The sequence below is a fragment of the Chryseobacterium sp. R2A-55 genome (assembly GCF_021401085.1).
Taxonomy (GTDB): domain Bacteria; phylum Bacteroidota; class Bacteroidia; order Flavobacteriales; family Weeksellaceae; genus Kaistella.
On record NZ_JACBFP010000004.1, the window covers coordinates 1 to 26,461 of the forward strand.

At 39.4% G+C, this 26,461-nt stretch carries 23 protein-coding genes; 12 read left to right on the forward strand and 11 right to left on the reverse strand.

Translation table 11 applies throughout. The features are described from left to right. The coding region (locus L0951_RS06310) for a phage integrase N-terminal SAM-like domain-containing protein (protein WP_317207194.1) at positions 1-223 on the reverse strand (223 nt) is incomplete at its 3' end. A 314-nt stretch (positions 224-537) separates the two neighbouring features. Between L0951_RS06310 and L0951_RS06315 the strand changes: the two genes are divergently transcribed. Next, complete coding sequence (locus tag L0951_RS06315; protein ID WP_234110383.1) at positions 538-1,212, forward strand: hypothetical protein; 675 nt, start codon at positions 538-540, stop codon at positions 1,210-1,212. A 133-nt stretch (positions 1,213-1,345) separates the two neighbouring features. Here L0951_RS06315 and L0951_RS06320 read toward each other — a convergent pair whose 3' ends face one another. Then, a complete protein-coding gene (locus L0951_RS06320) occupies positions 1,346-2,884 on the reverse strand; it encodes an IS1182 family transposase (RefSeq protein WP_234110384.1) in 1,539 nt (512 codons plus the stop codon). 284 nt (positions 2,885-3,168) lie between these two features. Here L0951_RS06320 and L0951_RS06325 point away from each other — a divergent pair, with 284 nt between their 5' ends. The 5 genes from L0951_RS06325 to L0951_RS06345 all read left to right on the forward strand — a co-directional run bounded on the left by L0951_RS06325 (position 3,169) and on the right by L0951_RS06345 (position 7,530). Further along, entirely contained in the window at positions 3,169-3,825 is a 657-nt protein-coding gene (locus tag L0951_RS06325) for a hypothetical protein (RefSeq protein WP_234110385.1), read from the forward strand. 168 nt (positions 3,826-3,993) lie between these two features. Next, positions 3,994-4,605: a hypothetical protein gene (locus L0951_RS06330; protein WP_234110386.1), complete on the forward strand. Its 612-nt coding sequence runs from the start codon at positions 3,994-3,996 to the stop codon at positions 4,603-4,605. 646 nt (positions 4,606-5,251) lie between these two features. Continuing rightward, positions 5,252-5,476 (forward strand): hypothetical protein, encoded by a 225-nt coding sequence (locus L0951_RS06335; RefSeq protein WP_234110387.1) that lies wholly within the window; start codon positions 5,252-5,254, stop codon positions 5,474-5,476. Beyond that, positions 5,458-5,760, forward strand: a complete 303-nt coding sequence (locus L0951_RS06340) for a type II toxin-antitoxin system RelE/ParE family toxin (protein ID WP_234110388.1) — start codon at positions 5,458-5,460, stop codon at positions 5,758-5,760. Before L0951_RS06335 ends, L0951_RS06340 begins: the two co-directional genes overlap by 19 nt. A gap of 156 nt (positions 5,761-5,916) precedes the next feature. Then, positions 5,917-7,530 carry a hypothetical protein gene (locus tag L0951_RS06345; protein ID WP_234110389.1) on the forward strand — a complete coding sequence of 538 codons (1,614 nt, stop codon included), beginning with the start codon at positions 5,917-5,919 and terminating at the stop codon, positions 7,528-7,530. A 285-nt stretch (positions 7,531-7,815) separates the two neighbouring features. Here L0951_RS06345 and L0951_RS06350 read toward each other — a convergent pair whose 3' ends face one another. Both L0951_RS06350 and L0951_RS06355 read right to left on the reverse strand, forming a co-directional pair. Continuing rightward, positions 7,816-11,013 (reverse strand): hypothetical protein, encoded by a 3,198-nt coding sequence (locus tag L0951_RS06350; RefSeq protein ID WP_234110390.1) that lies wholly within the window; start codon positions 11,011-11,013, stop codon positions 7,816-7,818. A gap of 177 nt (positions 11,014-11,190) precedes the next feature. After that, entirely contained in the window at positions 11,191-12,171 is a 981-nt protein-coding gene (locus L0951_RS06355) for a hypothetical protein (RefSeq protein WP_234110391.1), read from the reverse strand. Between the two features lie 235 nt (positions 12,172-12,406). Here L0951_RS06355 and L0951_RS06360 point away from each other — a divergent pair, with 235 nt between their 5' ends. After that, on the forward strand, positions 12,407-13,192 hold the full coding sequence (locus L0951_RS06360; RefSeq protein ID WP_234110392.1) for a T9SS type A sorting domain-containing protein: 786 nt from the start codon (positions 12,407-12,409) through the stop codon (positions 13,190-13,192). Positions 13,193-13,305: 113 nt separating this feature from the next. On the opposite strand, the gene L0951_RS06365 is transcribed toward L0951_RS06360, so the two are convergent. Continuing rightward, positions 13,306-14,904: a peptide chain release factor 3 gene (locus tag L0951_RS06365; RefSeq protein WP_234110393.1), complete on the reverse strand. Its 1,599-nt coding sequence runs from the start codon at positions 14,902-14,904 to the stop codon at positions 13,306-13,308. A 63-nt stretch (positions 14,905-14,967) separates the two neighbouring features. Next, positions 14,968-15,792 carry a class I SAM-dependent methyltransferase gene (locus L0951_RS06370; RefSeq protein WP_234110394.1) on the reverse strand — a complete coding sequence of 275 codons (825 nt, stop codon included), beginning with the start codon at positions 15,790-15,792 and terminating at the stop codon, positions 14,968-14,970. A 139-nt stretch (positions 15,793-15,931) separates the two neighbouring features. On the opposite strand from L0951_RS06370, the gene L0951_RS06375 reads away from it, so the two are divergent. From L0951_RS06375 to pheS, 3 genes are all read left to right on the forward strand, one after another. Further along, positions 15,932-16,768, forward strand: coding sequence for a CPBP family intramembrane glutamic endopeptidase (locus L0951_RS06375; RefSeq protein ID WP_234110395.1), 837 nt, complete (start codon positions 15,932-15,934; stop codon positions 16,766-16,768). A 23-nt stretch (positions 16,769-16,791) separates the two neighbouring features. Continuing rightward, on the forward strand, positions 16,792-17,364 hold the full coding sequence (gene rdgB / locus L0951_RS06380) for an RdgB/HAM1 family non-canonical purine NTP pyrophosphatase (RefSeq protein ID WP_234110535.1): 573 nt from the start codon (positions 16,792-16,794) through the stop codon (positions 17,362-17,364). 117 nt (positions 17,365-17,481) lie between these two features. After that, the gene (pheS, locus tag L0951_RS06385) at positions 17,482-18,492 is read left to right on the forward strand and encodes a phenylalanine--tRNA ligase subunit alpha (RefSeq protein WP_234110396.1); all 1,011 of its coding nucleotides are present in this window, start codon (positions 17,482-17,484) and stop codon (positions 18,490-18,492) included. Between the two features lie 106 nt (positions 18,493-18,598). Here pheS and L0951_RS06390 read toward each other — a convergent pair whose 3' ends face one another. Together L0951_RS06390 and L0951_RS06395 are read right to left on the reverse strand one after the other, a co-directional pair. Beyond that, complete coding sequence (locus L0951_RS06390) at positions 18,599-21,019, reverse strand: DUF5916 domain-containing protein (RefSeq protein ID WP_234110397.1); 2,421 nt, start codon at positions 21,017-21,019, stop codon at positions 18,599-18,601. Between the two features lie 107 nt (positions 21,020-21,126). Then, positions 21,127-21,891 (reverse strand): DUF3108 domain-containing protein, encoded by a 765-nt coding sequence (locus L0951_RS06395; protein ID WP_234110398.1) that lies wholly within the window; start codon positions 21,889-21,891, stop codon positions 21,127-21,129. Positions 21,892-22,035: 144 nt separating this feature from the next. Here L0951_RS06395 and L0951_RS06400 point away from each other — a divergent pair, with 144 nt between their 5' ends. Together L0951_RS06400 and L0951_RS06405 are read left to right on the forward strand one after the other, a co-directional pair. Continuing rightward, positions 22,036-23,088, forward strand: a complete 1,053-nt coding sequence (locus L0951_RS06400) for an NAD(P)/FAD-dependent oxidoreductase (RefSeq protein ID WP_234110399.1) — start codon at positions 22,036-22,038, stop codon at positions 23,086-23,088. Between the two features lie 70 nt (positions 23,089-23,158). Further along, the gene (locus L0951_RS06405) at positions 23,159-23,494 is read left to right on the forward strand and encodes a 2Fe-2S iron-sulfur cluster-binding protein (RefSeq protein WP_234110400.1); all 336 of its coding nucleotides are present in this window, start codon (positions 23,159-23,161) and stop codon (positions 23,492-23,494) included. 216 nt (positions 23,495-23,710) lie between these two features. Here L0951_RS06405 and L0951_RS06410 read toward each other — a convergent pair whose 3' ends face one another. The 3 genes from L0951_RS06410 to L0951_RS06420 all read right to left on the reverse strand — a co-directional run bounded on the left by L0951_RS06410 (position 23,711) and on the right by L0951_RS06420 (position 26,446). After that, positions 23,711-24,247: a DUF4256 domain-containing protein gene (locus tag L0951_RS06410; protein WP_234110401.1), complete on the reverse strand. Its 537-nt coding sequence runs from the start codon at positions 24,245-24,247 to the stop codon at positions 23,711-23,713. A 64-nt stretch (positions 24,248-24,311) separates the two neighbouring features. Next, complete coding sequence (locus L0951_RS06415) at positions 24,312-25,760, reverse strand: aminoacyl-histidine dipeptidase (RefSeq protein WP_234110402.1); 1,449 nt, start codon at positions 25,758-25,760, stop codon at positions 24,312-24,314. Positions 25,761-25,840: 80 nt separating this feature from the next. Further along, on the reverse strand, positions 25,841-26,446 hold the full coding sequence (locus tag L0951_RS06420; protein ID WP_234110403.1) for a hypothetical protein: 606 nt from the start codon (positions 26,444-26,446) through the stop codon (positions 25,841-25,843). Positions 26,447-26,461: the final 15 nt, after the last annotated feature.

A 26,461-nucleotide genomic window follows, 5' to 3' on the forward strand; every position in this document is an offset into this window, starting at 1 on the left:
TCAGCAGAAAGCGGAGTCCGTAAACGGTATGTTTGAAGTACGACTGGGAAGGTGTTTTGGAACGCTGCTGGAGTTCAAAAAGGTAATCTTTGACCTGTTCGGGATCCAGTTCGGTGGGCAGCGTTTTGAAGTGCAGCGCCATGGCTGCGACATGCCGCGAGTAATTATCAAAGGTGCGTTTGCTTCTGCCCAGGATGGAAATATTTCTTTCAAAGCGTTGCAGGAGTTCGGTAAAACCGTTAACTTCGCTCGAGGCACGGTTGAGGAATTTGTTCGTTCTTAATTCCTCCGGAGATTTTTTTTTGTAGCCATTTTATGGGTTTTTAAAAGGTTAATGAAAACAAAGTTAATGAAACGGCGAATGGGAAAAGCTACCGGAGGTTTAGTTCAACATGCTATTTCTATTAGCGGGGTTGAAGTTTACATCATAAAGATTTTCGCTAATTGTTCTTTTAGTTATATTTATAAAAATCAGTTATAATAATCCCCGCCAACAGAAATACCCAACCGTTATAGGGCATTTTAAAAGACGACACTATGCAGACAAGAAAACATACAGCTTGGAAGAAAAACCGAAAGTTTGGTGACGTTTGGGGTGGACGGACTTTTCCAAAACTTGCGGACAAAATTTTTAACCGACAACATAATTTATCTGCACCAAAAAATGATGAAACAACGCCAATTTATATTATTGACAATCCTTCAAGAGACTTCTATTTCCCCATAACTGTTGATGAAATAAAATCGACACTTGAGAAGTTACCGAAAGACCACACCGACCATTTAACGCATATTTGGTTGCAGAAAATTAAAAAGACAGATTATGTAAACGGAGATACTTTTCAAGGTTCATTTATTTGTGGTAGTAAAGTGTATTTAATTGTTTTGCATCCATTCCCGACTGACAACAAAATGAGACTTGGGAAAAGCAAACCGTTAAAAAAGACTTTAAACTACTACAAAAACTACACGACAGACTTAAAAGAAGATAAAGACGGTTGGTATTTACAATGGACAGAGGAATTGATTAAAAAATATTTTTTAGAAAGTTTATTGCTTCACGAAATTGGACATTCCATCGACAGTTTTTATAAACGATATTGGAGTAAAGCAACAAAAGTGAAAAGTGAAAATTTTGCCGACAATTATGTAGCTGTCTGGGCAGACAAAGTACGAGAAACATATGAACCGAAAGAGAAAAACGCCCTATAACACGGGTAACCGTTGCACAACCTTAAATTTCCGGCTTTAGTTCTGAGAACCCTATAAAAACCAACCTCTTTTAAAGCGATTTAAAGGAGGTTTTTGTTTTTGCCCATAAAAGTTTTTCGGATTTTCGGGTGGCTTAAATGGAAGCTGGTGAAGTCGAGGGAAAGAGGTTGTACCAAAACCAAAATTTCCCATTCGGAAGGTTCATGATTTGGGCATTGCGGTGAACTTTTCGGGTAATGAACTTGAGGTATTTCTTCAGATTGTAGGTGAGCGCTGCCATCAGGACATGTTTGTTGGCCTGAGCCATACCTCGCGAGTTAATTCTCTTCATGTTGTGATGGTTAATCAGCGTGCCGAGAACCGGCTCTACGCGCGAACTTCGGCGTTTGGTAAGGAAACGGGTGTAATTTGGATCACGGCTCAGTTTTTCGTGCATTTCATCGTACAGTGGTTTGTAGATGCTGTTATCCAGTTTCTTGAACTTCGTGACCTTTCCGCAGCATTCCGCCCGTAAGGGACATTTGCCGCAGTCCTTTTCTGAACTTCGGTAAATGTTCTTCGAGTAGCCTTTGCTGTCGGTTTTGGTGCCTTTGAAGAGCAATACGGCATGGTTTCCGCCGGGCTTTTGGCATTCGTAACGGTTTTCGGATTTGTTGTAATAAAATCCTTCGCGTTCGGGTTTGTATTGACCGAAGTTGGGGATGTAGGCGTTAAGGCCTTTTTCTTTGCAGTACTTTAAAGACTCGCCGCTGCTGTAGCCGGCATCGGCCAGAACTTCTTCAGTCTGCATTTGGTTCAGGGAAAGATTTTCAAGCGTCTGGTTCATTATTTCAGGAAAAATCACTGAATCTTTGCTGCCCGAGGTGCTGGCGCACGCACCGGTAATGACGTGGTGAGCATCATCTACAGCCAATTGTCCGGAATAGTTCAGCTGTCGGGCTTTGCCGGGTTTTACGGAGATTTTGGCATCGGGATCGGTGGGGCTGTAGTGGGTGTGGTTGCTCAGGAACTTTGGCCGGATCTTATTGCCGTCCTGGTCTTTTCTTTCGCTTTTATTATTGCCGGGCATGCCTTTGTATTCCTTCTCTTTCCATTGGTGGTGCTGTTCTACCAATTTCTTTCGGGTGGAAGTGGTTTTAAATTCGCTGTTTTCTTCCAGCTCATCCACAAAGGCAGAAGCATCTTCCAGAACTTCTTTTTCCACCAAAGAATCCATACTTGCATTGGCTTTGATGAAGGCTGAGTCTACTGCCTGCCGTTTGCCACGAACCATGCCTTTTTCCACACACATAGAAAGCACTTTTTGGAAAAGCTCCAGAAAAAGCTCTTCGCCAAACAGCTGCCGCGTTCGGCTCAGGGTGGAATGCCAGGGAAGGTCTTCATCGAGGTCATAGCCCAGAAAAAGACGAACATCCAGACTGTTGCTGCAGTAGCGAAGCAAAGCCCGGTCGCTGTTGATGTTGTTGAGATAGCCAACAAGCAGTATCTTAAAGAAAACCACCGGATCGATGCTGGCCTGGCCTTCGCTTCCGTAATATTTCCGTGTGGCGCGGTAGAGGAAATCCAGAGCAAGTTCGGACTGGAGTTTCCTGTAAAAATTATCTTCCGGCACCAAGGCATCCAGACTGAGCTGGTAGAAGATTTTCGGTGTGTATTTTTTCTTTCCCTGCATGTGCTAATTTAAGGAAATAAATCAACATATACAATTGATTATCAATTATTTAATGAATTTTTTTATGGTTTTTTCACTCATGCAGGAATTTGTAATTTATTAGTATATTTGGTTGTGCAACAGGCACATCGGTTTTGCAATAGCAGGGCTGACCTGCAAGCCCTCAACATTTGTATCTTTATTCATATTTAGTAATGTATTAAACATTTGTAATTCTATGCCCTACCATCGCAAAGCCTTTTAACGTTAGCGGTCAGGCTATGACGACACAAACCGACATAAAAATGAAAAAATTATTATTAGCAATATTGACAATCTCGCTCTTGACAAACTGCAATAATTCGCAAACAAAATCTGTGGACAAAAGCGACAGACTTGAGCTTGTTCCTGAACCGGACAAAGAATTGCGAGAAGAATATGAAAAACAACAAGAATTAAACAAATCGAATTGTAGCTTTATTGATCCAGACACTTCAGTTGTTGGGATTAAAATTAAAAATGTCGAAAGCACTTTAAATATTTTAGGAAAACAAACGAAATTAGAAGGTGACTCAACTCACGTATTCTATTCGAGTGACAAAAAACAAAAACTCGGACTGACCGTGCATCCAGGAGACTACTATAGCCAAGTGAGTATTTTCAACATTTCGTATTCAGACAATTCAAAACAAAACTTCCGACAAATAAAATCAAAGGAATTTGAGACCGAAAAAGGAATCAAACTTGGAATAAGTAAAAGAGAAATTATTGAAAAACTTGGATCTTGCTATTTAGCCAAAGACAGCACAGGGAATAGTATTGTACTTAACTACAGAATTGAACTTCCAAACGATAGTAAGACAAAATTATTGAAGAGGAACAATATGCCAATTTATTTTGCCACATATAAACTGACAAATGACAAACTCGAAAATATTGAATTTGGTTTTGAATATCCATAGACCGAAAGAAGCCCGAACCGTTAACAGCCGTTTTGCAAAAGCGGGGGTTTCCTGCTTCTATGACAGTGAAGTGCCAAATTCAAGTTTTGTGCATTTATTGAAGTTTAGTGCTGAAAATCCCCGTCTTCGCAAAGCGGCAAAACGTTATGCGACATATTATCAAAAATCGTGGTTAAAAGAAATTTTCTAAAAAATATAAACATTTTATTATTCATTGGTATTTTACTAATGAACGTAAATATATCGGCTCAAAATTATGCGAATGAAATGTTTATGAATGAAAATGAAATCGTGAATATTGATGCGTCAAAAATTGAATTTCCAAAATCAAATAAAAAATCAATACTAATTTACGCTGAACAAAAAAATGACACAATTTTTTCAATATTTATAAAAAATAATTTGAATGAAAATCTAATTTTAGTTCCGCAAGACAATAGTTTGTATTTAATTCAAGAAGCGTTAGACGAAAAAAAAACATGGAAACCGATTGAATTTTTTGGATATTCAACTTGCGGAAATAGTTATGATAGAAAATTGGATTTTAAAGAAAATCAAATTGTTGAATTATCTTCTAAAAAATATAACGGAAATTTCAACACGAAAATTCGTTTCAAATTATTACTGAATAACAAAATTTACTACTCAAATGAAATTAATTCAAATATTAACAATTCAAAATTCAAAAAATCGGATTGGTTCTTCAAATTTTCAGATATTTATAAAGGACAATCTAAAAAAGAAATTGAAAATTGGCTATTCTTAAATAAAAGTCCATAAAAATACGTCGCATAATAACTAAGCTTTCGTTTTGTCTGCAAGACAAGAAATGAAAGCCCGTTGAACGGAAGCTCCGGTGGCTTTTCAGCAGTATGATGGTCCTATTATGGGGATTTCGTTTTTAGCATTCAGAGCTACAAAGCAGTTTTTTAGAATTACTGCTTTTTTTTGTGGCGTTTGCTAGCCTTTGGAAGGGGGTTCTGTCTGCCGACAGGCAGGTTCTGCGGATTGATTATCAATGGTTCGTTTGCTTCTGCCCAGAATGGAAATATTTCTTTCAAAGCGTTGCAGGAGTTCGGCAAAACCGTTAACTTCGCTTGAAGCAGGATGCAGAATTTTGTTTGATCTTCAACCTCAATAGATTTTTTTTTGTAGCCATTTTATGGGTTTTTAAAAGGTTAATGAAAACAAAGTTAATGAAACGGCGAATCAGAAAAGCTACCGGAGGTTTAGTCCAACACAGTATTTCTATTAGCGGGGCTGAAGTTTACATCATGAGGATTTTCGCTAGTTGTTCTTTTTGTTATATTTACACAAACCAGTTATCATAATCCCCGCCAACAGAAATACCCAACCGTTAGGCGAAAGTTTACAACCACTCTTAATAAACGGAGAAAATTTGTAACTTTGATTAAAATTCAATAAAATGAGTACAGCTGAATTAAAATTAGATATAATAAATAGAATTGCAAACCTTAAAGAATCATATATCATTGAGGAAATAAAAAAATTGCTTGATTTTGAACTTGACGAATCTGTTTATCAAATTTCTGACGCTCAAAGAAAAAGGTTAACAGAAGCTAAAACCGATAAAGTATTAACCGAATCCCAAGCGAATAAAGAAATTGAGGAATGGCTCAACGAAAAATAAATTGGACTGAAAAAGCCAATTTTGAACGTAAAGAAATTCTTGAATATTGGATTAGTAGAAATAAGTCAAAATCATATAGTTTAAAACTCAATAAACTATTTATTGAAGCAATGAAACAAGTTGCTGAGTTTCCTAGAACAGGAAGAAAAACTGATTTTGATAAAAATGTACGCTTAAAAATTGTCCGGGACTATCTTCTATTTTATGAATATGACTCTAAACAAGTTAAAGTTTTGTCAGTTTGGGATGGGAATAGAGATGAAAGTAAATTAAAAATTAAATAAACAAAACCTACAAAGTATTTCTAGTAGCGGGGTTGAAGTTTACATCATGAAGATTTTCGCTAATTGTTCTTTTTGTTATATTTACAAAAAACAGTTATCATAATCCCCTCCAACAGAAATACCCAATCGTTATGCGTCATTTATAAAAAACAGTCCGTGAAACACTTAAGTTACTTTTTGAGCTATCTGATTTTTCTAATTTTCTATAATGTAAATGCCCAAAATTTTGATGAAAATAAACACGATATAGTAATCAACACAAATAATGTTTTTAGACCTGCTTCAAAAATTGAAATGCTAAGTTCATTAAAATTCAACAATGAATATTATTCAATTTTTGAAGAGAAACAAATGTATGATTTTAGACAAACTCGACGTTATTTGATTAAATTTGATAAAACTGGAAAAATTCTCATGGCTGAAAAATTCCCAGTGAATTTTGCTAATGGCAATTATCTTGATTTTTTTGTGCAAGACGATAAATTATTCATGCAGGATCAAATTAATTTTAGATATAACTTTGATTTAAAGACCAATAAATTTTCTGAAACCACAAAAGGAAATGACCTTGTATTTGAAGACGACAATTATAAAGTAATGTATAAAAGTTTTGGAGAATGGGGAGAAGCAACTTGGTTTATAAATAAAAAAGATAAATCAGAATTCTGTACAAGTTTAGATGGACAGAATGTAAATTTTGTAAATGGAAAATTTTATATTACAAATATTTCTTCAATATGGGAAATAGAAAATCCTAAAAATTTAAATAAGTGCGAAGCAAATCAATACTATGATGTAATTATTAAAAAACAATTTGGAATGTTTGAGTCATATAATTATGACAAAGGAATTTCGAGAATTTTTAAAGATTCAGTTGAATACAATCCTTATGATTTTCAAAGATCAATTGACAGTTTAAACTATGCTTTCTTAGCTTCTTATGTAACAAATGGTGATTTGTATCAAATTACACAGTTAAAAAATAATACAGCAATCACAAAAATTATAAAAAACAAAGTTGAAATTTTGTATCAATTTGATGAAAAATTTAATTTTTTCTCTTGGTACAATGAATATAGAGGCACAAATAATAACCAGAAATTTTTCAAATTTAAAAACGGATATAATTCATTTGGATTTTTCGAAGTAGAAGATCAAAAAATTGACATTACAAAAGTGAAATTTGAATATGATTCTTTACAATATATAAAGTCAGATAATATTGTCAATCTAATTTCTAGGCTTACACACAAGAAACAAATTTCAAAAAAAGAAATAATAGAATTTGAGCAATCAACAAAAGGCACTGATATTCAACAATACAGAACGAACACTAATCATAATGGTTACTATCCAAGAAAGTTTGCAAAAATTAATATTGAAACAATGGATTTTGTTAAATCCGAAAATGAATTTTTAACACAAGATATTGAGTATTTATTTACCGAAAATGATAAAGAATTAAAGGCTATCTATTGTAATTATGACAAAACTAAATACTTTAATTCTACAGGAAAAAATTTTTTCCCAATACAAAGTGAAAATTCAGATAAAAGCGATAAAATATTTAAAGAAAAACATTCTGAAATACGAAATCTACTTGAGAGAGTTGGAAATAAAGTACATGTAAAACCAAGACCGAATAAAGGCACTTATGAATCTTGGATTGTAAATGGGTGGCGATTTAATTTATATACAATTAAAGAAAAAGATATTAATGGAGTAACCCTTTTTATTTGTAAAGAGGAAGACATTAATGAAAACGAATAAATTAAACTACCCCCCGCTGCCGCGAGAAATGTAATTCGACGTAGTCAATCCCTTCGCGTGGTCACAATAATATCAACAGAATTTACTATTTTTACGTAAAGCATCATAGCAAATAAGCCGAAACTATAAATTCCACCGTCCTGAAGGTCTTTATTTTATCAGCTTCGCAGTAGTGGGTTGGCTGGATGTGTTCATCTGAAACGAGTACAAAGATTTATTTTTAGAAAGTGTAAGGTTTTGCCGGAGAGAAAATGGTTTGGAAAAACATTTTTTAAGATGCTGCGCCTAAAAGCTGGCTTTCACCTGCATGGACCCAATGTGGATGGTTCTTTCCCCGGAATTTCTGCCTTCATAGTTCACATTCAGCTGGATAAAGGAATTGATGCTCTGCTGAAGAAAAACCGACCAGACCTGATTTTTTCCGGGTTTCAGTCCGTCGAGCATCTGATTTCCCACGATTGAAAAACTGTTGCCGCTAAAATTATTGTTAATGAAGGAAAAGTTACCTCTGACGGAGGTTTTCTTTCGGTCCCACTGCAGACTTCCGGTCAGGTCAAAAGTGTTCAGCTGTTCTTCGCCATCTGTTCTTTTCTTTTGCCTCAGTGCCGAAGATAATTCAGCCTGAAGTGCTTCCGTGAGTTTATAAGTTGCTTTCGGCTTGGTCTCTACATTACTAAGCTGATAATCCCGGGTCTTGAAAAGCTGCGACGAATTGGTGATCTGATGCAGTGCGTTTTCCCAATCCACCCTGAAATCGCTGCTGAACCAATAACCGATATTCAGGAAACTGGAGGTTTGCTTTCTTTCCTCATTACTGAAATTCGCATTGATCAGATTTTCGTTGGTCATGAATCTGTAACTTCCGTTCCAGCCTGATTTGTCAGTCGGATTAAAATTAGCCGAAGCCAAAATGTTCTGGTTTTTCAGGATTTGGTCCGTATTTTTTTCGAATGGATTCAGCACGAAAATCTTTTCCTTTTTGTAAAATGAATTTTGGGAATTCAGTGAAATATTGAAATTCCACCTTTTCAAAAACCTGTTTTCAGATTTGAAAACTACTGCAGGATTTACAAATAAAGCCAATTGCAGTTTGTTTTTATTGGAAGGAATATAGTTCACGGTATTTGTGTAAACCCTGATGTATTGAGCCAAGTCGGCATATTCCGCGATTTCAAATTCATCCAGCTGTTGGATTCCGTCGCCATTGTAGTCGGTCCATTTGTAGATTCCTGTTCCGTCTGCTACTTTCACGTATTGGAATTCGCGCTGTGCTTCCTGGCCGTTTCCGAGTTCGTAGAATGCCTGCAAACGCATTCCTTTTTCAAAAAGTAGCTGATTGTATAAAATATTTCCCACCACGAAATCCTGGTTGAACTGATTGGCAAAATCCTTTTGTTGGTAATAGAATTTCCGGTAATGAACCAAAGCATTTAAAGTGGTCTTTTCGGTTTTGATGATCTGGCTTTCCGCCATTAATCCTAAAATGCGGTTCATGTTTTCCAGGGAATTATTCCGCACCGAATCATTGTCCCGGAAATAAATTTTGGTCAGCAGTTTGGTCCGCGCCGAATCGCCGATTTTCTTCTGCACGAAAACTTCGCGCCAGCTGAAGCTGGAAACATCGAGCTGATTGGTTTGGTTGAAATTCTTCAGGTTATGCTCCATGCTTCCGCCGATTCCCCAACTTCCTTTTTGGCCGGTAAATTCAGTGCTGATTCCGCCACGAACGAATCTGGTGTTCATCAAATCCGCCTTCGTATCGAGGTAAGAGACGTTTGCTTTGGAATTGAACCTGCCTTTAATCCACCCGAGATCCAAATCATTTTTAATTCCTCTATAGGAATCTTTTTCGTCCAGATAATTAATCCGGTAATTCAGAAAGGAAAGGTTTTTCCATTGGTTCAAAAAGCTGAAGATCAGCCGGTTTTGGGTAATCTGACTAAATTCGGAAGTCAGGTTGAAATCCCTTGAAAACTCCACCTCATTGATCCGGTCCAGAATATGGAACTGTTTGTTGATATGCTGAAATTCAAAACTCGGAGTTCCTTTCCAATTGTTTTTGGTATAGGTCTTCGTGCAGAAAACTCTTCCGGCATAGCCGAAATTCTGGTAAGAATCCCGGGATGAAAAAAGGTTTGGGTCAAAATTGCTCAGAGACAGATCCGCACCGATTCTGCCTTCCTGCAGCTTGATTTCGGTATTGGCCGAAAAAACCTGCGATTGCTGCGGGGCGGGTAATTTTCGCACTGCTTTGTAATCACCCAGATTGGGTCCCACATATTCGAAAACCCTTCCGTTATTGGTGGTTTGCTTTAAACGGTAATCCCCGGAATTCAGCCCGAAATAGGTGAATGATACCTGGTACAGGGTCTTGGTCTGATCAGTGGAGTTTTGGTAATAATTTCCGGCAGGATTTTGGACGAGCTCATAGAGAATTTTGTTCACGTCATATTCCGAAACCGTTCCAGACGGAGCATACATCAGATCCGGATTATTTCCCGCATTGGCCAGAATCTGTTCATCTTCTTTGGATAGATTCAGGGAAAGAGGCGCGTTTTTGTTATCATTTTCCATGAACCAGCTGAAGCCGTATTTCGCTTTTTCTCTTTCATGCCGGATTCCGCCGGTGATCAGGAAACGGTTGTAATTTCTGTTCGTGTAATTATAAGAAATCGTGATAAAATTTTGTTTGAAAATCGGGCGGAAACTGGTAAACGAAACTTCGCCGGTATTATAATTAATGACGTAATCCTGGTTTTCGCCGCGTTTCATCAGAATTCCATCGATGAAGACCTGTTCTGAGCCGGAAATAATGGTGATGAACTGTTCGCCGTTTTTTCCGTTCAGGCGGTATGGTCCCTGATTTCCTTCCACGCCTTGAAAGCGAATCCTGTGGAACTCGCTTCTTGCCACACCTGCGGAAACATCCACGAAAGTTTTGTTTTGGTTGCCGAATTTCGTTTCAAATTCCAGTCCCATGCTCCGCCTCTGGTATTTCCCGAAATAGGTTTGGTCATCCAGCAAATCCAGATGTCCTGCGCGGAGGATAGATTTTTCCTTAATGTTGAGCTGGATATAGATCTTGTCGAATTCCTCCAAAGTCTGGGTATATCCATCTGCCTGGATGGGAAGATTGTGGTCTGAAATACTCGCCAAAACTGAAACGTCTTTTGAGAGTTTTCCGGAAATCTGAAGGTCCATCGAACTTTGCACGCTTTGTCCCTGATTGTTCCCGAAAGTAATCCCGCGGATAATAGAACCTTTGGATTGCAAATCACCCAGGATTTGGGAGCGGGTGTTTTTTACCAGAATTCCTTCATCTACAATGATTTTATTCTGGAGTTTGATGAAATCCAGGGTGTCTCTGGAAAACACGTCCCGGTCAATTTTAGCAGCGAGAATAGAGTCCCTTTTTATGGAATCTTCCGGAATGTTTGGGTTTTTCCAAGTGAAAATTTGGGCATTAAAAAGATTTAAAGCCAAAAAAATGAAAAAAAGGAAAGGTATTTTTTTATACAAACCTGCAAAAACTGATTGTAAAAGTAACGAAATTTAAAGTTTTTAATTATGACAAGAAAATGACTTTCCATTTTTTTTTGAATAAAAAACTGCTTCTAAATTTTATTAGAAGCAGTTCAATGTTTTAGCAAAAGTAATTTCCTAGAGTCTTACTTTTTTTGCCAATTTTTTTCCACTGGCCAAAGTTACCTCCACGATCGCCATTTTAGCAGAAACAGCAATGTTTGCAGACTTAGTATTCACTTTGGTGCTTGCTAAAGTTCTTCCCGCAAAATCATAAACTTTTACCGAGGAGATTGTTTCATCTGATGACACCACGATGGAACCATTGTTTGCAGAAATAATGGTGTTGTCTTTTGCAACAGCGGTTGCAGCCAAAGTAGGGTCTACCAAAGCTTTAATTACGATATTATCCACTGTGATGCTACCGGTTCCGGCGGTCAATGCAAATTTGAAATCATTTAGCGCCACAGATCCAGTAGTTGCAGCCATTCCGTCAAAAGCAATAGTGGTTCCTGCCCAAACATCAGCCTTTCCTGCAATAAGCACTTTGGTCGATCCATCAGGTGCGGTGTAATTCATGTCACTTGTCGTGGAATTTACAACCCAAGTGATTTTTTGCACACCGGAGAGTGTCGAACTGTTTGTACCTCCAGCAATATTTCTCAAGGAAAAGTTTCCATCAGTAGTAGTGAAGTTTACCCCAATTTTTGAATTTACGTTTGCGTTTGCTGGAGTAGAGTTTGCAGTTCCCACTGCATCACCAATGAAGAATCCTCCGGCATTTGTTTGCGCAGCGGTAGAAGAAACAGAAAGGTCGAAAACCACAGAAATAGCTCCGGGAGTAGTTCCCAATGCTTTTAATCTTGTAAATGCTCCTGCATTACCAGTTCTGGTTGCTTTCAAATTATTCGCTGCCGCACTCCATGTAAGTCCGGCCCCACTTGTACTGATTGCGTCAAACTTATCAGTTGTTCCTGCTGCAGGATTTGTCACATAATCAGACACCGTGGTAGAAGACGAGAAATCCTGGGAGAATGTGGTTTGTGCACTGTAGAATGCAGATGCTGCGATGGCGCATGGCAACATCATTCTGCTAAAAATTTGTAGTGTTTTTGTCATTTTTATAAATTTTAATACTGCAAAAATAAGGAATTTATTACAGAGGCAAGGTTAATTATGCTTAATGATTCCTTTTAAAGGTTATTTTAATTTTCTTTTTAGAGAAAATTGAGGAACCCGGATATTTTCGTCAGGATTTTTTAATAAATTGTTAAATTTTGAATACTTCCTTTTTAGGAAGTATTTTTTTGTAATTTTGCAGAAGAATTAAAAGAGTAAATTAAATCTTATTACAATGAAAAAAATCTTTACCATTTTAGGAATTTCTGCGGTAGCATTGATGTCTGCACAGAATCTATTAGTTAATCCAGGATTTGAAACCTGGACAGATCCATTAGTAAAGCCAGATGGTTGGTCAGCGATGAATGGTGGGTCCATGGAAACTACCATAGTACATTCAGGAACTAAATCAATGAAGCTGATCCCGGTTTCAGCGACCACAAATGCCAATATTGGTGCAGTGGATGTGGCTGCGGCAGAAAATGCGACTTATACTGTCAGCTACTGGGTTTTGGACAATGTTGCGAATTCAAGAGGAAGACACTGGATTCAGTTTAGAACTGCATCGGCAAACATTACTCCAGGAGCTGGTGGAGCACCTTTCCAGCCGACTACTTACACTACGGATTCACCGCAGTGGGTATTTGTGACTGCAACTGCTACTTCTCCTGCAACAACTGCTTTCCTGCGATTTGACTATAGAGTTTATGCACAGAACAGTATTGCAACAGATCCGATTTATTTGGACGACGTAAGTCTTTATGCCGGAACACTTGCGGTTACCGATGTTAACACTTTCGACAAAGCGGTAAAAATGAACACGGTAGTTGGAAATGAATTGAGATTGACCCTTCCTGCCAGAGCAACGGTTAACATTTATTCGGTTGACGGAAGATTGATCAGCTCAAACAGAGTAAATGACGGTGAGTCTATCAACACTTCAAATATGGCGAAAGGAAACTATATCGTTACTGTAAGTGATGGAACTGCAACAGTAAGCAGAAAAGTAATCAAGAACTAATATTTTCTTAAAAATATTGAAGAAGCCGCCCGAAAAGGAGCGGCTTTTTTGTTGGGTGAGATTACTATTTCTTTTTGAGATCTCACCGTAGCTATTCCGATCTCACTGTCTCCTTACGCTCTGAAATGCTTAAACTCACTGATGAAATGCAGCTTCACATTCGGGAATTTTTCCTGAGTCATGTGGATCGTGAATGCAGAATCTGCGAGGAAAACCGCCTGTCCGTATTTGTCCTTTGCCATGAATCTCTGCTTCAAACGGGCGAATTCTCTGAATTCATCAGATTTTTCATCCGCCTCAATCCAGCATGCTTTGTGGATGGAAAGCGGTTCGTAGGTACATTTTGCGCCGTATTCATGTTCCAGCCGGTACTGGATCACCTCAAACTGAAGCGCACCCACCGTTCCGATGATTTTTCTTCCGTTCATATCCAGTGTGAAAAGTTGTGCCACACCTTCATCCATCAGCTGATCGATTCCTTTTGCGAGCTGTTTCGCTTTCAGCGGATCCTCATTGTTAATGTACCTGAAATGTTCCGGTGAGAAACTTGGAATTCCTTTGAACTGAATTTTTTCACCTGCCGTCAAAGTATCGCCAATCCTGAAATTTCCGGTATCGTGCAGTCCCACGATATCACCGGGGAAACTTTCATCCACAATTTCTTTCTTGTCTGCGAAAAAAGCATTGGGTGAAGAAAATTTCATTTTTTTGCCTTCTCTCACCAAAAGATAGTTTTCGTTCTTCTTAAAAGTTCCTGAGACAATTTTCACGAAAGCCAATCTGTCTCGGTGTTTGGGATCCATATTGGCATGGATTTTAAAGATGAATCCGGTGAAATCTTTCTCTTCGGGTTTCACGATTCGCTGCTCGGTTTCTTTCGGTTGCGGCATCGGTGCAATTTCAATAAATGCATCAAGCAATTCGCGGACTCCAAAATTATTTAAGGCAGAACCAAAGAAAACCGGTTGCTGATCCCCATTCATATAATCTTCGCGGTTGAATTCCGGATAAACGGATTGAATGAGTTCCAATTCTTCCCTCAAAGTTTCCGCGGCTTTTTTTCCGATGGCTTCGTCAATTTTTGGATCGTTAATGTTGTCAAACTTTACCGATTCTCCGACCTTCTGTTTTTTTTCTTCCAAAAAGAGTTGGATATTGTCTTCCCAGATATTGTAAATTCCCTGAAAATCGCTTCCCATACCGATTGGCAACGAAAGAGGAACTACAGTCAATCCCAATTTCTGTTCCACCTCGTCCAACAGATCGAAAGCATCCTTTCCTTCGCGGTCAAGCTTATTGATGAATACAATCATCGGGATATTCCTCATTCTGCATACCTGAACAAGTTTTTCGGTTTGTTCCTCCACACCTTTTGCCACATCCACAACCACGATTACAGAATCCACCGCGGTTAAAGTCCGGTAGGTGTCTTCCGCAAAATCCTTGTGACCTGGAGTATCCAAAATATTGATTTTTCTTCCTTTGTATTCAAATGCCAAAACGGAAGTCGCCACAGAAATCCCTCTCTGTCGCTCGATTTCCATGAAGTCGGAAGTTGCGCCTTTTTTGATTTTGTTGGATTTTACTGCACCCGCTTCCTGAATTGCACCTCCGAAAAGGAGCAGTTTTTCAGTTAAGGTTGTTTTCCCCGCATCCGGGTGAGCGATAATCCCGAAGGTTTTACGTTTTGCAATTTCCTGTGCTAATGACATTTCTTAATATTTTCAGGGTGCAAAAGTCGTCATTTTTAACGTTATTTGAAAATAATGCCGGAATTAATTGTGCGAACAGATTGCCAATAAGTCTGTTGAAAGTTCGGGGTTTTCTTCAAATTTTATATTGTTTACTGAATATTTTTGGATGAAATCCGGAGTGGAATTTTGCGAAATCCCGGTGGATTTTGGAGATTTTGAAACAGCCCTTTTCACCTTTTCAAAAATATTGGACTGAAGTTTTAGCAGAAATACCCTTAAGAAATTGGGATAAAAAGGCAAAGTGGAAGGCAGGGTAATCTTTTTTTGTTTTAAAGTCCTGGAAATCTCACTCATCACCAAATCTTTTTCAGCCGTCATTTTTAGGATTTTCACCTGTTTGAACTCTTTGGTGAGCGCATTTTTCAGACTTTTACCTGAATATTCCTTTAGGTGAAAAATATTCCAGGGTTGCTGAAAAGAGTAGAGTCGGTTTTCACGGTCGGGCGTGGAAATCAGAAGGATTCCGTCCGGTTTTAAAAGCTTTTTTAAAGTCTTTACATATTCCTGGTAATTGGAAACATGCTCTATCACCTGGAAGGAAGTAATAGCATCAAATTTTTCACCGCCAATTTTATTGATGGTCCTGAAACTGAGATTTTTTGCGGCATATTTTTCATTAGCAAAATCAACAGCTTCAATGCTGATATCTGCTCCAATAACGGATTGCGCCGCTTTCGACAGCAGCGATGAACCATATCCGGAACCGCATCCAAAATCGAGCACTTTTTTGCCGGCGATGAATTTTTCGGCATACTGATAAGTGGCGAGATGCATCAAATGGTTGTAATATTCGGCAAGATTACTAAAATCCCCGGTCAAAACGTGCCGTTCTCCTGTGATCTCCATAAAGATTATTCTTCTTCCTGCGAAAATCGCTATTTTTTGTGAGATTTGAAAACTTACCGAAAATATCTCTTTTGCAGCAATTTTACCGATTTCTCATTTGCAGGTAATTTAGATTATATTTGTCGAAACGAAAAATTCAATGTACGAAAACCCTGTCCGTAAAAAATTCACTTTTGGTTGGAAAGGAGCATTCGCACTGGTTGCGGGAATGATTGTGGGAACTTCCATCATGGCCATTGTGAATATTTTTTCCATGTTTGTTCTGAAAGATAACCTACAATACACGGATTTTTACATGATTATTGCTAATGCTGCGGGATTTCTGGGCGCCATTTTCGCTTTTGATTATTTGATTTACCGACCGCAAACCGGAAGGAAGCTGAATTTCAATCTTTCGCCGATGAATGTTGCCACCTATCTCCTGATTTTTCCGATGATGCTTGGAATGATGTTTGTCGCGGAATTCATTACCGCCCAGATTCCGGTAACCGGACCTTTTTTTGGCAGGTATTATCAGTTTTTTTCCGACTTGATGAGGCAGATGACCAATGACCGTCCTACTTTAATTCTACTTGCCGTCATCATGGCACCCCTTTTTGAGGAAATCGTTTTCCGTGGGATTATTCAGGGAGGATTGATCAATAAGGGAGTTTCACCGCTCAAAGCGATTCTTGTTTCCTCCATCATTTTCGGTTTGGTTCATGCCAATCCCTGGCAATTTGTGGGTGGGGTTTTGCTCGGTGGCGTTTTGGGCCTTGTTTATTACAAAACCAGATCTTTGCTCATGCCTATTCTGCTGCATGCTTTTAACAATCTCTGTTCTGCACTTTTGATTTTTTATGGAAATACGGAAAGTTTCTCGAAATCACTTCAAGTTTCGGAATATGTGGTTCTGGGAATCGGAATCGTTTTGTTCTCAGTGTTTTACTTTTTATTTATGAAGAAATATCGGATCCAGTATTCGGATAATCCATAATATCTACTGTTCATTACTTATTAATTATGAAAGAAATCCTTGTCGCAACCCACAACCAACACAAAAAAGAAGAAATCCAGCAGATTTTAGGAGACGGATTCAAAGTCACCTCACTCACCGATTACGGATTATTGGATGAAATTATTGAAGATGGTGCAACTTTTCACGAAAATGCATTGATCAAAGCAGAATATTGTTTCCGGAAAACGGGAAAACCTTCGCTTGGAGATGATTCGGGACTGGTAGTGGAAACACTTGACGGAAGACCCGGAATAATTTCTGCGCGGTACGCCGGAAATCACGATTTCGGGAAGAATATTGCCAAAGTGCTGGAGGAAATGAAAGGCGAAGAAAACCGCAAAGCCTATTTTGTAACGGTAATGTGCCTGGTTGATGAAAATGGCGAACATTACTTTGAAGGCCGCGTTTACGGAAACCTTACTGAAAATAGGAGAGGTGAAAAAGGTTTCGGTTATGACCCTATTTTTATTCCCGATGGCTTTGAAATCACTTTCGCGGAAATGAGCGCGGAAGAGAAAAATAAGATCAGCCACCGAAAATATGCGCTGGAGAAGTTTTTGAAGTTTCTGGGTTAAAAATTCTTGCTGCAGATTCACAGTTTTTTTTGGCTTCGGATCAAAAATTTCCTGATCATTATTTCCCCAAATTTTCCACCGAAAAATCGTATTTTTGCCACTCAATTATTAAAGACAATGATAGAAAAGATCGATGAATTGTTGGTGGAGGTAGCACACTTTACCTCTACAAACAAAGATGAAATTGAGCAGTTCCGTATTAAATTCAACGGAAAAAAGGGGATATTGAACGATATTTTCGCCAAGTTCAAGGAGGTTCCCAATGAACAGAAAAAGGAATTCGGGCAAAAGATCAACACCCTGAAACAAGCGGTAGAATCCAAACTGGATGGACTGAAGAATGCAATTTCTTCTAACATTATTCTGGAAAAAGAAGATCTGACGAGACCTGGATTTCCTTTGGAACTGGGAACAAGACATCCTATCAGTCTGGTGAAAAACAGAATCACCGACATCTTTAAATCCATCGGTTTCGCCGTTTCAGACGGTCCCGAAATCGAGGACGACTGGCATAATTTCACCGCACTAAACCTTCCGGAATATCATCCGGCAAGAGATATGCAGGATACTTTTTTCATTGAAACCAATCCGGATGTCCTATTGAGAACGCATACTTCATCTGTTCAAATCCGATATATGGAAGAAAATCAACCTCCAATCAGAATTCTTTCTCCGGGAAGGGTTTTCCGTAATGAGGCGATTTCTTCGCGTTCCCATTGTATTTTCCATCAAATCGAAGGACTTTATATTGACGAAAATGTGAGTTTTGCAGATTTGAAGCAGACGATCCAATTCTTCACCACCGAACTTTTCGGAAAATCTAAAATCAGGATGCGCCCGTCTTATTTCCCTTTCACCGAACCCAGTGCGGAAGTTGACGTGTATTGGGGACTCAATTCTGAAACCGACTACCGAATCACCAAAGGAACCGGCTGGCTGGAAATCATGGGTTGCGGAATGGTGGATCCCGCTGTTTTGAAAAATGTGAACATCGATGCTGACAAATATTCCGGTTATGCGTTCGGAATGGGAATCGAGCGTATCGTGATGCTGCTTTACCAAATGAGCGATATCCGCATGTTTTTCGAGAACGATAAGCGGATGTTGGAGCAGTTTAGGAGCTTGTGATATTGAATTTCCCGGATTGCAGCAGTTTTCACTGTACCGCTCGGTGCAGTTGAAAAATTCATTTCGAAAGAATTAGTACCGCCGCACTCAATTCTAAAGTATTCAGCTATTTTTTCACCCACTTTTTCGCCTGATTGTAATCAATATAGTAAGTCAATTTCAGCGAAAAATTATTCGCCATCGGTTCGTTGAAAAGGGTGCTGAAATTCTCATTGAATCTCATTCTGGAAACCTCCAAATAGTTCATTACCGCATTCTGATACATTAATGTCAGCTGACTTCCGGGAGCAAACCACCATGAATAACGCAAATCCAAATTCCAGGAATTGTAGGTCCCGTTTAGATTTTTGTTAAAAAGCGTTGTGTCTGATAAAGTTCCGTCTTGATTCAAGGTGGAAAATCCATTATAGGTAACATCTGAAAAATAATGTCTGAAAGCCAAGGAAAGCGACATCTTATCATTGAAGGTGTATTGCGAAGTCAGGCTGTTTTCATAAGTGTTCCGCTGCCTTTTCCCCATATAGATATTCTCGTCGTCTTTTCCTGCAAAACCAATTTCATTATTGCTTAAAGTAGTGTTGAATCTCCAGATTGCGTTGAGTTTATCCGAAAACCGGTATCTTAAGTATAATTGCGGTATTACTTTATTCCGGCCTTTTTCGTTATAAGCATAGTAATCCAGGCTCACGTTGAACTGTAGCTTTTTTCGGCTGTCACTTTCCACCCAGATCCAGGAATCAAAGTAGGCGGGAACTTTTAGGAATCTTCCGTTCACTCTGGGTTCATAGATGTCATTTTCGCCAAAAGGAGCAGTTTCAATTCCGCCGCCGATGCTTCGGAAATTTTTATCGGTGAACTGACTGTTCTGGTTGAATACAAAATTGGTGTAGAGGAACGGCTCCAGTCTGTGGAAATAATTAAGGTTGAAATTCAGGTAAATATTGTTGAATTTTTCTGTGGGTTGCAAAATCCGGTACCCATACCATGCGTTGTAATTTGCGAAATTGGTGGTAGTGGAAAACCCCACATCGTTGATGTCCCAATTTTTGGTGGCATAAACTCCGTTCAGATTAAACCGGTTTTTTCCGGAGGTTTTCGCGAAGCCTGCCTGTCCTTTGGAACCGAATTTGGTTCCGTTGTCCATCACCCAGCTTCCTTTAAGGCTCCCGAAATAGTTGTAGGTATTTTTTTTATTGTTAATGTCCCAAAGAAAACCGGTTGCGTTTGCGTCCCGAAAACTTCCATCACGCATTGCATTCGTATTCACGAGTGTGACCGAGGAATTTCCATTAAACCTTTGGTCCAAAACCAAAACATTATAATTTGACCAGGGTTCCACCACTTCGTTCCGGGTTTCGCCGGTGGCTTCATTCAGGATTTTGGCTTCCATCTGTTCTGTAACTCCGTTGAAAAAGCCAATTCCGAGTCCTTTGTTGGTTCTTCCGGAAATTTTGAAAGCATTAAACAATTTCACTTTTGCAGGATATTCCGTCACTTTTTCGTCTTCTTCCGTTTCCGGGTATTTGGAGGGAAACCCGCCGATTCTTCGGGAATAGAATAGGCCTCCCTTGTTAAAAAGTTCGGTTCCTTCCATAAAGAATGAACGTTGCTCGGAATATTGCTGTTCGAAAGGAGTCAGGTTGAGAACGGCGGGGTCAAAACTGGTTTGTCCGAAATCTGGAATCAAGGTCATATCCAGGGTAAAAGCATCGTTAATTCCATATTTTAAATCCATTCCTCCGTTGAAACTTGAAGCATTTTTACCATCGAAATGATTGAGGTAACTCGAAATATAAGGGGTAAAAGACAGTCGCACCGGCGGTTTGATGTTTTCAATTCCCTCCAAAACTCCATCATACATCAAATAGGAAGCTTTTTTGTTATCCACATGGTTCCAGGTGAGATTCTGGTTGGTTTTTGCGATGACCCGTGTGAAATTGATACCCCATTTCTGAACGTCTTTTTTGGGGAATCTCAGTTCAGAGAATGGAATTTTCACTTCCACATTCCATCCATCTTCATCTATTTTCACTGCGGAATTCCATACTGCGTTCCAGGTGAAGTCATCGTTGGCATTGGTCATTATTTTCGCATCAGCCTGAACTCCTGATGCCTGAATCATGAACAGAACCGATTGTTGATGGTCGTTGTAACCATTGATGGTGATTCCGAAAATATCGGCATTTCCAGTGTAATCTCGCTCCGTAAGTTGTCTTTTGATGTTTTCAGGATGTGGATCAAACATTTTTGCAGCGATATAGAGGCCGGTATCGTCGTACAAAACTTTAACAATTGACTTGAAATCGCCAGGTTCGGGAATTCCGTTATTTGGATTTCTTTCCACAAAATCCTGTGCGACAGGAGCATTTTGCCAGACCTCATCATCTAAAATCCCATCGATTTTGGGAGCGGAATTCGTTCTGATGACCGTGAGGTTTTTTCTGATAATGTTTTCATTATCAGCTTTCTGAGCGATGATTTGTTGGGTTGAAAGTAGCAAGATAGTGCCGGCAAGTATTGTCTTCATTAAGTTTTTTACTTTGGGATAAGACAATCAACCGGTAAGGATTGTTACATTCCCCAACAAAAAAAAATCGACCGGAGTCGATTTTTGTATCATCAGATGACTTATTGTCAGTAAAAATTAAGTGGATATTTCACGTTTTTGAAAGAATCAATGCTTGCCTTCAAGGAACCTACTGCCAATTGTGCCTGCACCAAAACCGGGATGTAATTTCGGTCGTTGGTTACCCATAAAGTCACGCCTTCTTTGTCTTTAAAAACCCGACCGCTAATGACCTGTGGAACGATTTTCAAACAAGAGATATGCCCGAATTTGGTTTTCACGTTTTCCACGCCGGCAACTCTTAACTGGAATGGGAACAGCTCATTATCAATCCATACATTGAGTTTTTTCACACTCCCAATCTTCAAATCCAAACTGTCTAAACTTCTGAGGTAGTAAAACGCAGAGAGCATGTCCTGAACCCCTTTTACGGAATTGAGATTTCTGGTGGTATTGGTTTCTTTATCGGTTAGAGTTAAGGTTTGATTAGAATGGTTGAAAACCGTCTCCAAATGTTGGGTATATCCGCCTTCACGCACGTTCCTCACATAGAAACTGGGCAATCCCGTGTTGATGTTGATATAACTTTCATAAATATCTTCCACCTTAAAGAAAGCCCGCACTGCACCGGTGCTTCTGCCATAACCTTTCACATAAAAGTGAGGCTGTCCTTTGTAAGTGGTCTGCAAAGTGGTCAAAGATGCGGTTCCTGCATTCAGTATTCCGTAATGAATCCGGTAATTTAATTCTTCACCGGATTGAATATTGCTGAGTTTCTGCGTGAATCCCAATGCGAATGAAAGCAGCGTCAATAAACTAAAAAATTTTTTCATGGTTACTGTTTTGCAAAAAATTTGCCACAAATATAAAACATCGGTTTGATAGATAATACTGATCGGAATTCTTAGAGCTATGCACTTCGCTGTTCCTTTATTTTTACTAAATTTGCAATTCTAAATTTTTCTAAAGATCTATCAATGATTACCACCGATATATTGATCATCGGAGCCGGACCAACCGGACTTTTTGCAGTTTTTGAAGCTGGTTTGCTCAAAATGAAATGCCACCTGATTGACGCACTTCCTCAACCAGGAGGACAATTAACTGAACTTTACCCTAAAAAACCAATTTTTGATATTCCGGGTTACCCATCGATTAATGCAGGAGAATTGGTAGATAATTTAATGGAGCAGATCAAGCAGTTTCAGCCGGGGTTTACTTTGGGAGAAACAGCTCAGACTTTGACCAAACTGGAAGACGGAACCTTTGAAGTGGTTACCAACAAAGGAACTGTTCATCATGCAAAAGCAGTGGCAATTGCAGGTGGACTGGGAACCTTCGAACCCAGAAAACCGACGATTGAAAATCTGGGAGATTTCGAGGAGAAAGGTGTGGAATACTTCATCAAAGAACCTGAACATTTCCGGGGAAAGAAAGTGGTTATCGCAGGAGGAGGAGATTCTGCTCTGGATTGGAGCATTTTTCTTGCCAATATTGCCGATGAGGTGACTCTGATTCACAGAAGAAACGAATTCCGTGGCGCGTTGGATTCGGTAGAGAAAGTTCGGGAACTGAAAAACCTGGGTAAAATCAATTTAATCACTCCCGCCGAAGTGACCGGTTTGAAAGGTGGGGAAAAACTTTCTGCAATTACCGTGGAAAAAGAAGGCGACGTTTTCGATTTGGAAACTGATTTTTTCATTCCACTTTTCGGACTGACTCCAAAATTGGGGGATATCGCAAACTGGGGATTGGACATCGAAAAAAATGCGATCGTAGTGAACAATGCTTTGGATTATCAGACGAATATTCCCGGAGTTTATGCGATTGGCGATGTCAACACATATCCCGGGAAACTTAAACTGATTTTGTGCGGTTTCCATGAAGCGACTCTGATGTGTCAAAGTGTGTACAACATGCTGAATCCCGGAAAAAAATATGTCCTGAAATACACCACCGTAAGCGGAGTTGACGGTTTCGACGGCAGCCGAAAAGAAGCAGAAAAAGCCGTGGTCATGAAAATCGATTAAGAAGCATATCGCAGTTGGCGACTTGCTTCCGCCCAATTGCTGAAAGTTTATCACTTATCATTCACTACTCATGTCTTTAGATATCACTTTAAAAATAACCGACCGAAACGGCGAAACCCACAAAGTAGTCGCACCCACCGATATGTCGATGAATCTGATGGAAGTCATCCGTTCCTACGAACTGGCGGAAGAAGGAACCATCGGAGTTTGCGGCGGAATGGCGATGTGCGCATCTTGCCAGGTTTACATCAAGAATGGCGATGAAAAACTCACAGAAATGGGAGCGGAAGAAGACGCGATGCTGAGCGAGGCATTCTACGTCAAAGACAATTCCCGCTTAGGTTGCCAAATCGCCATCACTCCAGAAATTGACGGATTGGAGGTGGAGATTGCCCCGTATCCCTAAGAATTATAGAATGTAGCGTGAATTCAAATGGCTTTGAATTTCTTTGATTGAATTCACTAAATTTTCTAAGAAGGAGATTTTCCACTTTTGGAGGGGAGCATTTCGAGTTCCTAGACTTTGAGTTTCGAAAGACAGGATGGTTAAAACCTGAAACCTACCTGTCGCCATGCACACCTGTAATTTGACACAAAACAAGACTTCAAACCTCAAACAAAATCATACACTCAACTTCCCCCGAAATCCTCTCGAAGCATAATAAGAATCTGCACCGTTGTGATAGACGAAAACTGTTCCATATCGGAAATCTCCAAAAACAGCACCACCCAGTTTTCTGATATTTTCCGGGGTTTTCAGCCAACTTGAAGTTTTTTGGTCGAACGCACCTAAGGTTTGCAGAAAACGGTAATCGGTTTCATCCAAGATTTCGATTCCCATAGATTTTGCCACATCCATTGCGTTGTTTTTCGGTTTGTTTTCCTTCCGTTTGTCCAGTGCTTCTTTGTCGTAGCACCAACTTCGTCTTTCTTTCGGACTTTCCGGCGAACAGTCGAAGAAGATAAATGTTCCCGATTTTTTGTCGAAATCCACCACGTCCGGTTCGCCGCCGGATTCCTCCATTTTTTGAAGTGAAGCTCGTTTAGTGGGATTGGCTTCGAGTTTTTTCACCACATTTTCCCATTTTAGGTTTGGGTGCCGGGTTTTATGTTTCTCGAAACGCATCCTTAAAATTGAAAGTAAATCTTGAGTATCCATTGCTTGCATTTTATAAATAAAAATGAGCGAAATAAAACCGCTCATTTTCATAATTAATTCTTCATTATTGATTTTTCACTGGGATATCTGAAAGGATTTCTTTCAAAAATCCCCAAAACTTCTGCACAGAAGGAATGTTCGCTTTTTCATCCGGCGAATGGGCGCCGCGAATGGTAGGTCCGAAACTCACCATTTCCATTTGCGGGTAATTGGCACCTATGATTCCACATTCCAATCCAGCGTGACAGGCGACTACGTGCGGTTTTGAGCCGAACTTTTTCTCATAGATTTTTTCCATCAACTGCACGATTTCTGAACCCGGTTTCGGTTTCCAGCCCGGATAAGAACCGTTGAATTCTACGTTCATTCCGGCCAGTTCGAAAACAGATTTCAATTGTTCGGCAACGGCAAATTTGGTAGATTCTACGGATGAACGGGAAAGGTTCATGATCTTCAGTTCGCCTTGCTGCAGTTCCACTCTCGCCACGTTATTCGATGTTTCCACCAAATCGGCAACATCCGGCGACATTCTGTAAACTCCGTTGTGCGCCGACTTTAAAGCCAAAATAATCTTCCTGGAATCTTCCTCCGAAATCGCTTTTTCCTCCGTGGAAAAGGTTTCGATATTGATCTGTAAATCTTTTTCAATGTTTGCAAATTCTTCCAAAATAGATGCTTTCAAATTGCTGGCATTCTCGATGAATTCTACCGAATTTCTTACCGATAAAACAGCATTCGCTTCTCTTGGAATCGCGTTTCTCAATCCGCCACCGTCCATGGAAATCAACTGGATATTTTGATCGTAAACCCCGGTGAAAAGCAGTCTTCCCAAAATCACATTCGCATTTCCGAAACCTTTGTGGATGTCCATTCCGGAATGTCCTCCCTGCAATCCTTTGATCTCGATTTTCACGGTCATTCCTTTGCTATCTACCAATGGATATTTCTGGGTTGCAGTCACGTCAATTCCGCCTGCACAACCGATATCGATTTCGTCGTCTTCTTCTGTATCCAGATTGAGCAGTATTTCACCATGAAGTTCACCCGGTTTCAATCCCATTGCGCCGGTCATTCCGGTTTCTTCATCGATGGTGAAAAGTGCTTCCAGAGCAGGATGCGGAATATCGCTGCTTTCCAAAACCGACATGATCGAGGCGACACCAATTCCGTTATCTGCTCCCAAAGTGGTTCCTTTTGCCTTTACCCAATCGCCATCGACTTCCATTTGGATTCCCTGGGTTTCAAAATCGAAATTCACGTCGCTGTTTTTTTGGCAAACCATATCGAGGTGAGACTGGATCACGATGGATTTTCTGTTTTCCATTCCGGGAGTTGCCGGTTTTTTGATAATTACGTTTCCAACTTCGTCAACTCTGGTTTCCAAACCGAGTTTTTCACCGAAATTCCTGATGAATTCAATGACTTTTCCTTCTTTTTTGGAAGGTCTCGGAACGGCGTTCAGTGCCTCAAAATTTTTCCAGATGAGTTGGGGTTCTAATTGTGTGAGGTTCATAAAGATTTTATTTAGCTCAAATTTACAAATAAAAAGTGCCTCCAAAAAAATGGAAGCACGGAATTTTGCTAAAATGGTTTTTAACCCCTTGCTCTTTCAAGCAGAACCATCATTAGGAAAGATAAAATGACCAGCGATTCGTCTTCGTCGTCAATGTCAATCAAGCGGTCAAGCTGAAACCTTCTGCCAAATAGCGAAGGCATTTTTTTGAGCCTAAAATATTCCTTTCCTGCGGCATCTTTCACGGTGTAAGAAGGATTTAGGAAATAGCCGGTGAACATGCCGATGATGGGTATTTCGCCAATCAGGTTATCCCAGACTTTTATCCATCCGTTATCTTCATTAATCTGAAATTTTGGATTTTCGTGTTCGTCGATGATGTCGTATCGCGATTTCCAAATCGAGCGCATTCCTTTTCTGGCAAGTCTTCCGAAGGTTTTTTGGCTGGAAAGATCGGTCATGGAGTAACTGGCATTAAAATCCAACCAGCGATCCGCCTTGATTCTGTATAATTCCTGCGATTTCCTTTCATCATTAAAAACCACTACATCTTCTTTCAGCTTGAACATTTTTTGCCGCACATAGGCTACATCATTTCTGTGCCGGTCCGTAATATTGAAATCGCTTGCAAGCGTGGTGATTTTAAATTTAAAATCTAAAGGATAATTGAGGTTTTTTAAGTTCATAATTTATTTTTTTCA

What these genes read in the sequence shown, in the direction of transcription:
- L0951_RS06315 (WP_234110383.1), top strand. Translation starts at nt 538, where the DNA reads ATGCAGACAAGAAAACATACAGCTTGGAAGAAAAACCGAAAGTTTGGT.
- L0951_RS06320 (WP_234110384.1), bottom strand. Translation starts at nt 2,884, where the DNA reads ATGCAGGGAAAGAAAAAATACACACCGAAAATCTTCTACCAGCTCAGT.
- L0951_RS06325 (WP_234110385.1), top strand. Translation starts at nt 3,169, where the DNA reads ATGAAAAAATTATTATTAGCAATATTGACAATCTCGCTCTTGACAAAC.
- L0951_RS06335 (WP_234110387.1), top strand. Translation starts at nt 5,252, where the DNA reads ATGAGTACAGCTGAATTAAAATTAGATATAATAAATAGAATTGCAAAC.
- L0951_RS06340 (WP_234110388.1), top strand. Translation starts at nt 5,458, where the DNA reads ATGGCTCAACGAAAAATAAATTGGACTGAAAAAGCCAATTTTGAACGT.
- L0951_RS06355 (WP_234110391.1), bottom strand. Translation starts at nt 12,171, where the DNA reads ATGACAAAAACACTACAAATTTTTAGCAGAATGATGTTGCCATGCGCC.
- L0951_RS06360 (WP_234110392.1), top strand. Translation starts at nt 12,407, where the DNA reads ATGAAAAAAATCTTTACCATTTTAGGAATTTCTGCGGTAGCATTGATG.
- L0951_RS06365 (WP_234110393.1), bottom strand. Translation starts at nt 14,904, where the DNA reads ATGTCATTAGCACAGGAAATTGCAAAACGTAAAACCTTCGGGATTATC.
- L0951_RS06370 (WP_234110394.1), bottom strand. Translation starts at nt 15,792, where the DNA reads ATGGAGATCACAGGAGAACGGCACGTTTTGACCGGGGATTTTAGTAAT.
- L0951_RS06375 (WP_234110395.1), top strand. Translation starts at nt 15,932, where the DNA reads ATGTACGAAAACCCTGTCCGTAAAAAATTCACTTTTGGTTGGAAAGGA.
- pheS (WP_234110396.1), top strand. Translation starts at nt 17,482, where the DNA reads ATGATAGAAAAGATCGATGAATTGTTGGTGGAGGTAGCACACTTTACC.
- L0951_RS06390 (WP_234110397.1), bottom strand. Translation starts at nt 21,019, where the DNA reads ATGAAGACAATACTTGCCGGCACTATCTTGCTACTTTCAACCCAACAA.
- L0951_RS06395 (WP_234110398.1), bottom strand. Translation starts at nt 21,891, where the DNA reads ATGAAAAAATTTTTTAGTTTATTGACGCTGCTTTCATTCGCATTGGGA.
- L0951_RS06400 (WP_234110399.1), top strand. Translation starts at nt 22,036, where the DNA reads ATGATTACCACCGATATATTGATCATCGGAGCCGGACCAACCGGACTT.
- L0951_RS06405 (WP_234110400.1), top strand. Translation starts at nt 23,159, where the DNA reads ATGTCTTTAGATATCACTTTAAAAATAACCGACCGAAACGGCGAAACC.
- L0951_RS06410 (WP_234110401.1), bottom strand. Translation starts at nt 24,247, where the DNA reads ATGGATACTCAAGATTTACTTTCAATTTTAAGGATGCGTTTCGAGAAA.
- L0951_RS06415 (WP_234110402.1), bottom strand. Translation starts at nt 25,760, where the DNA reads ATGAACCTCACACAATTAGAACCCCAACTCATCTGGAAAAATTTTGAG.
- L0951_RS06420 (WP_234110403.1), bottom strand. Translation starts at nt 26,446, where the DNA reads ATGAACTTAAAAAACCTCAATTATCCTTTAGATTTTAAATTTAAAATC.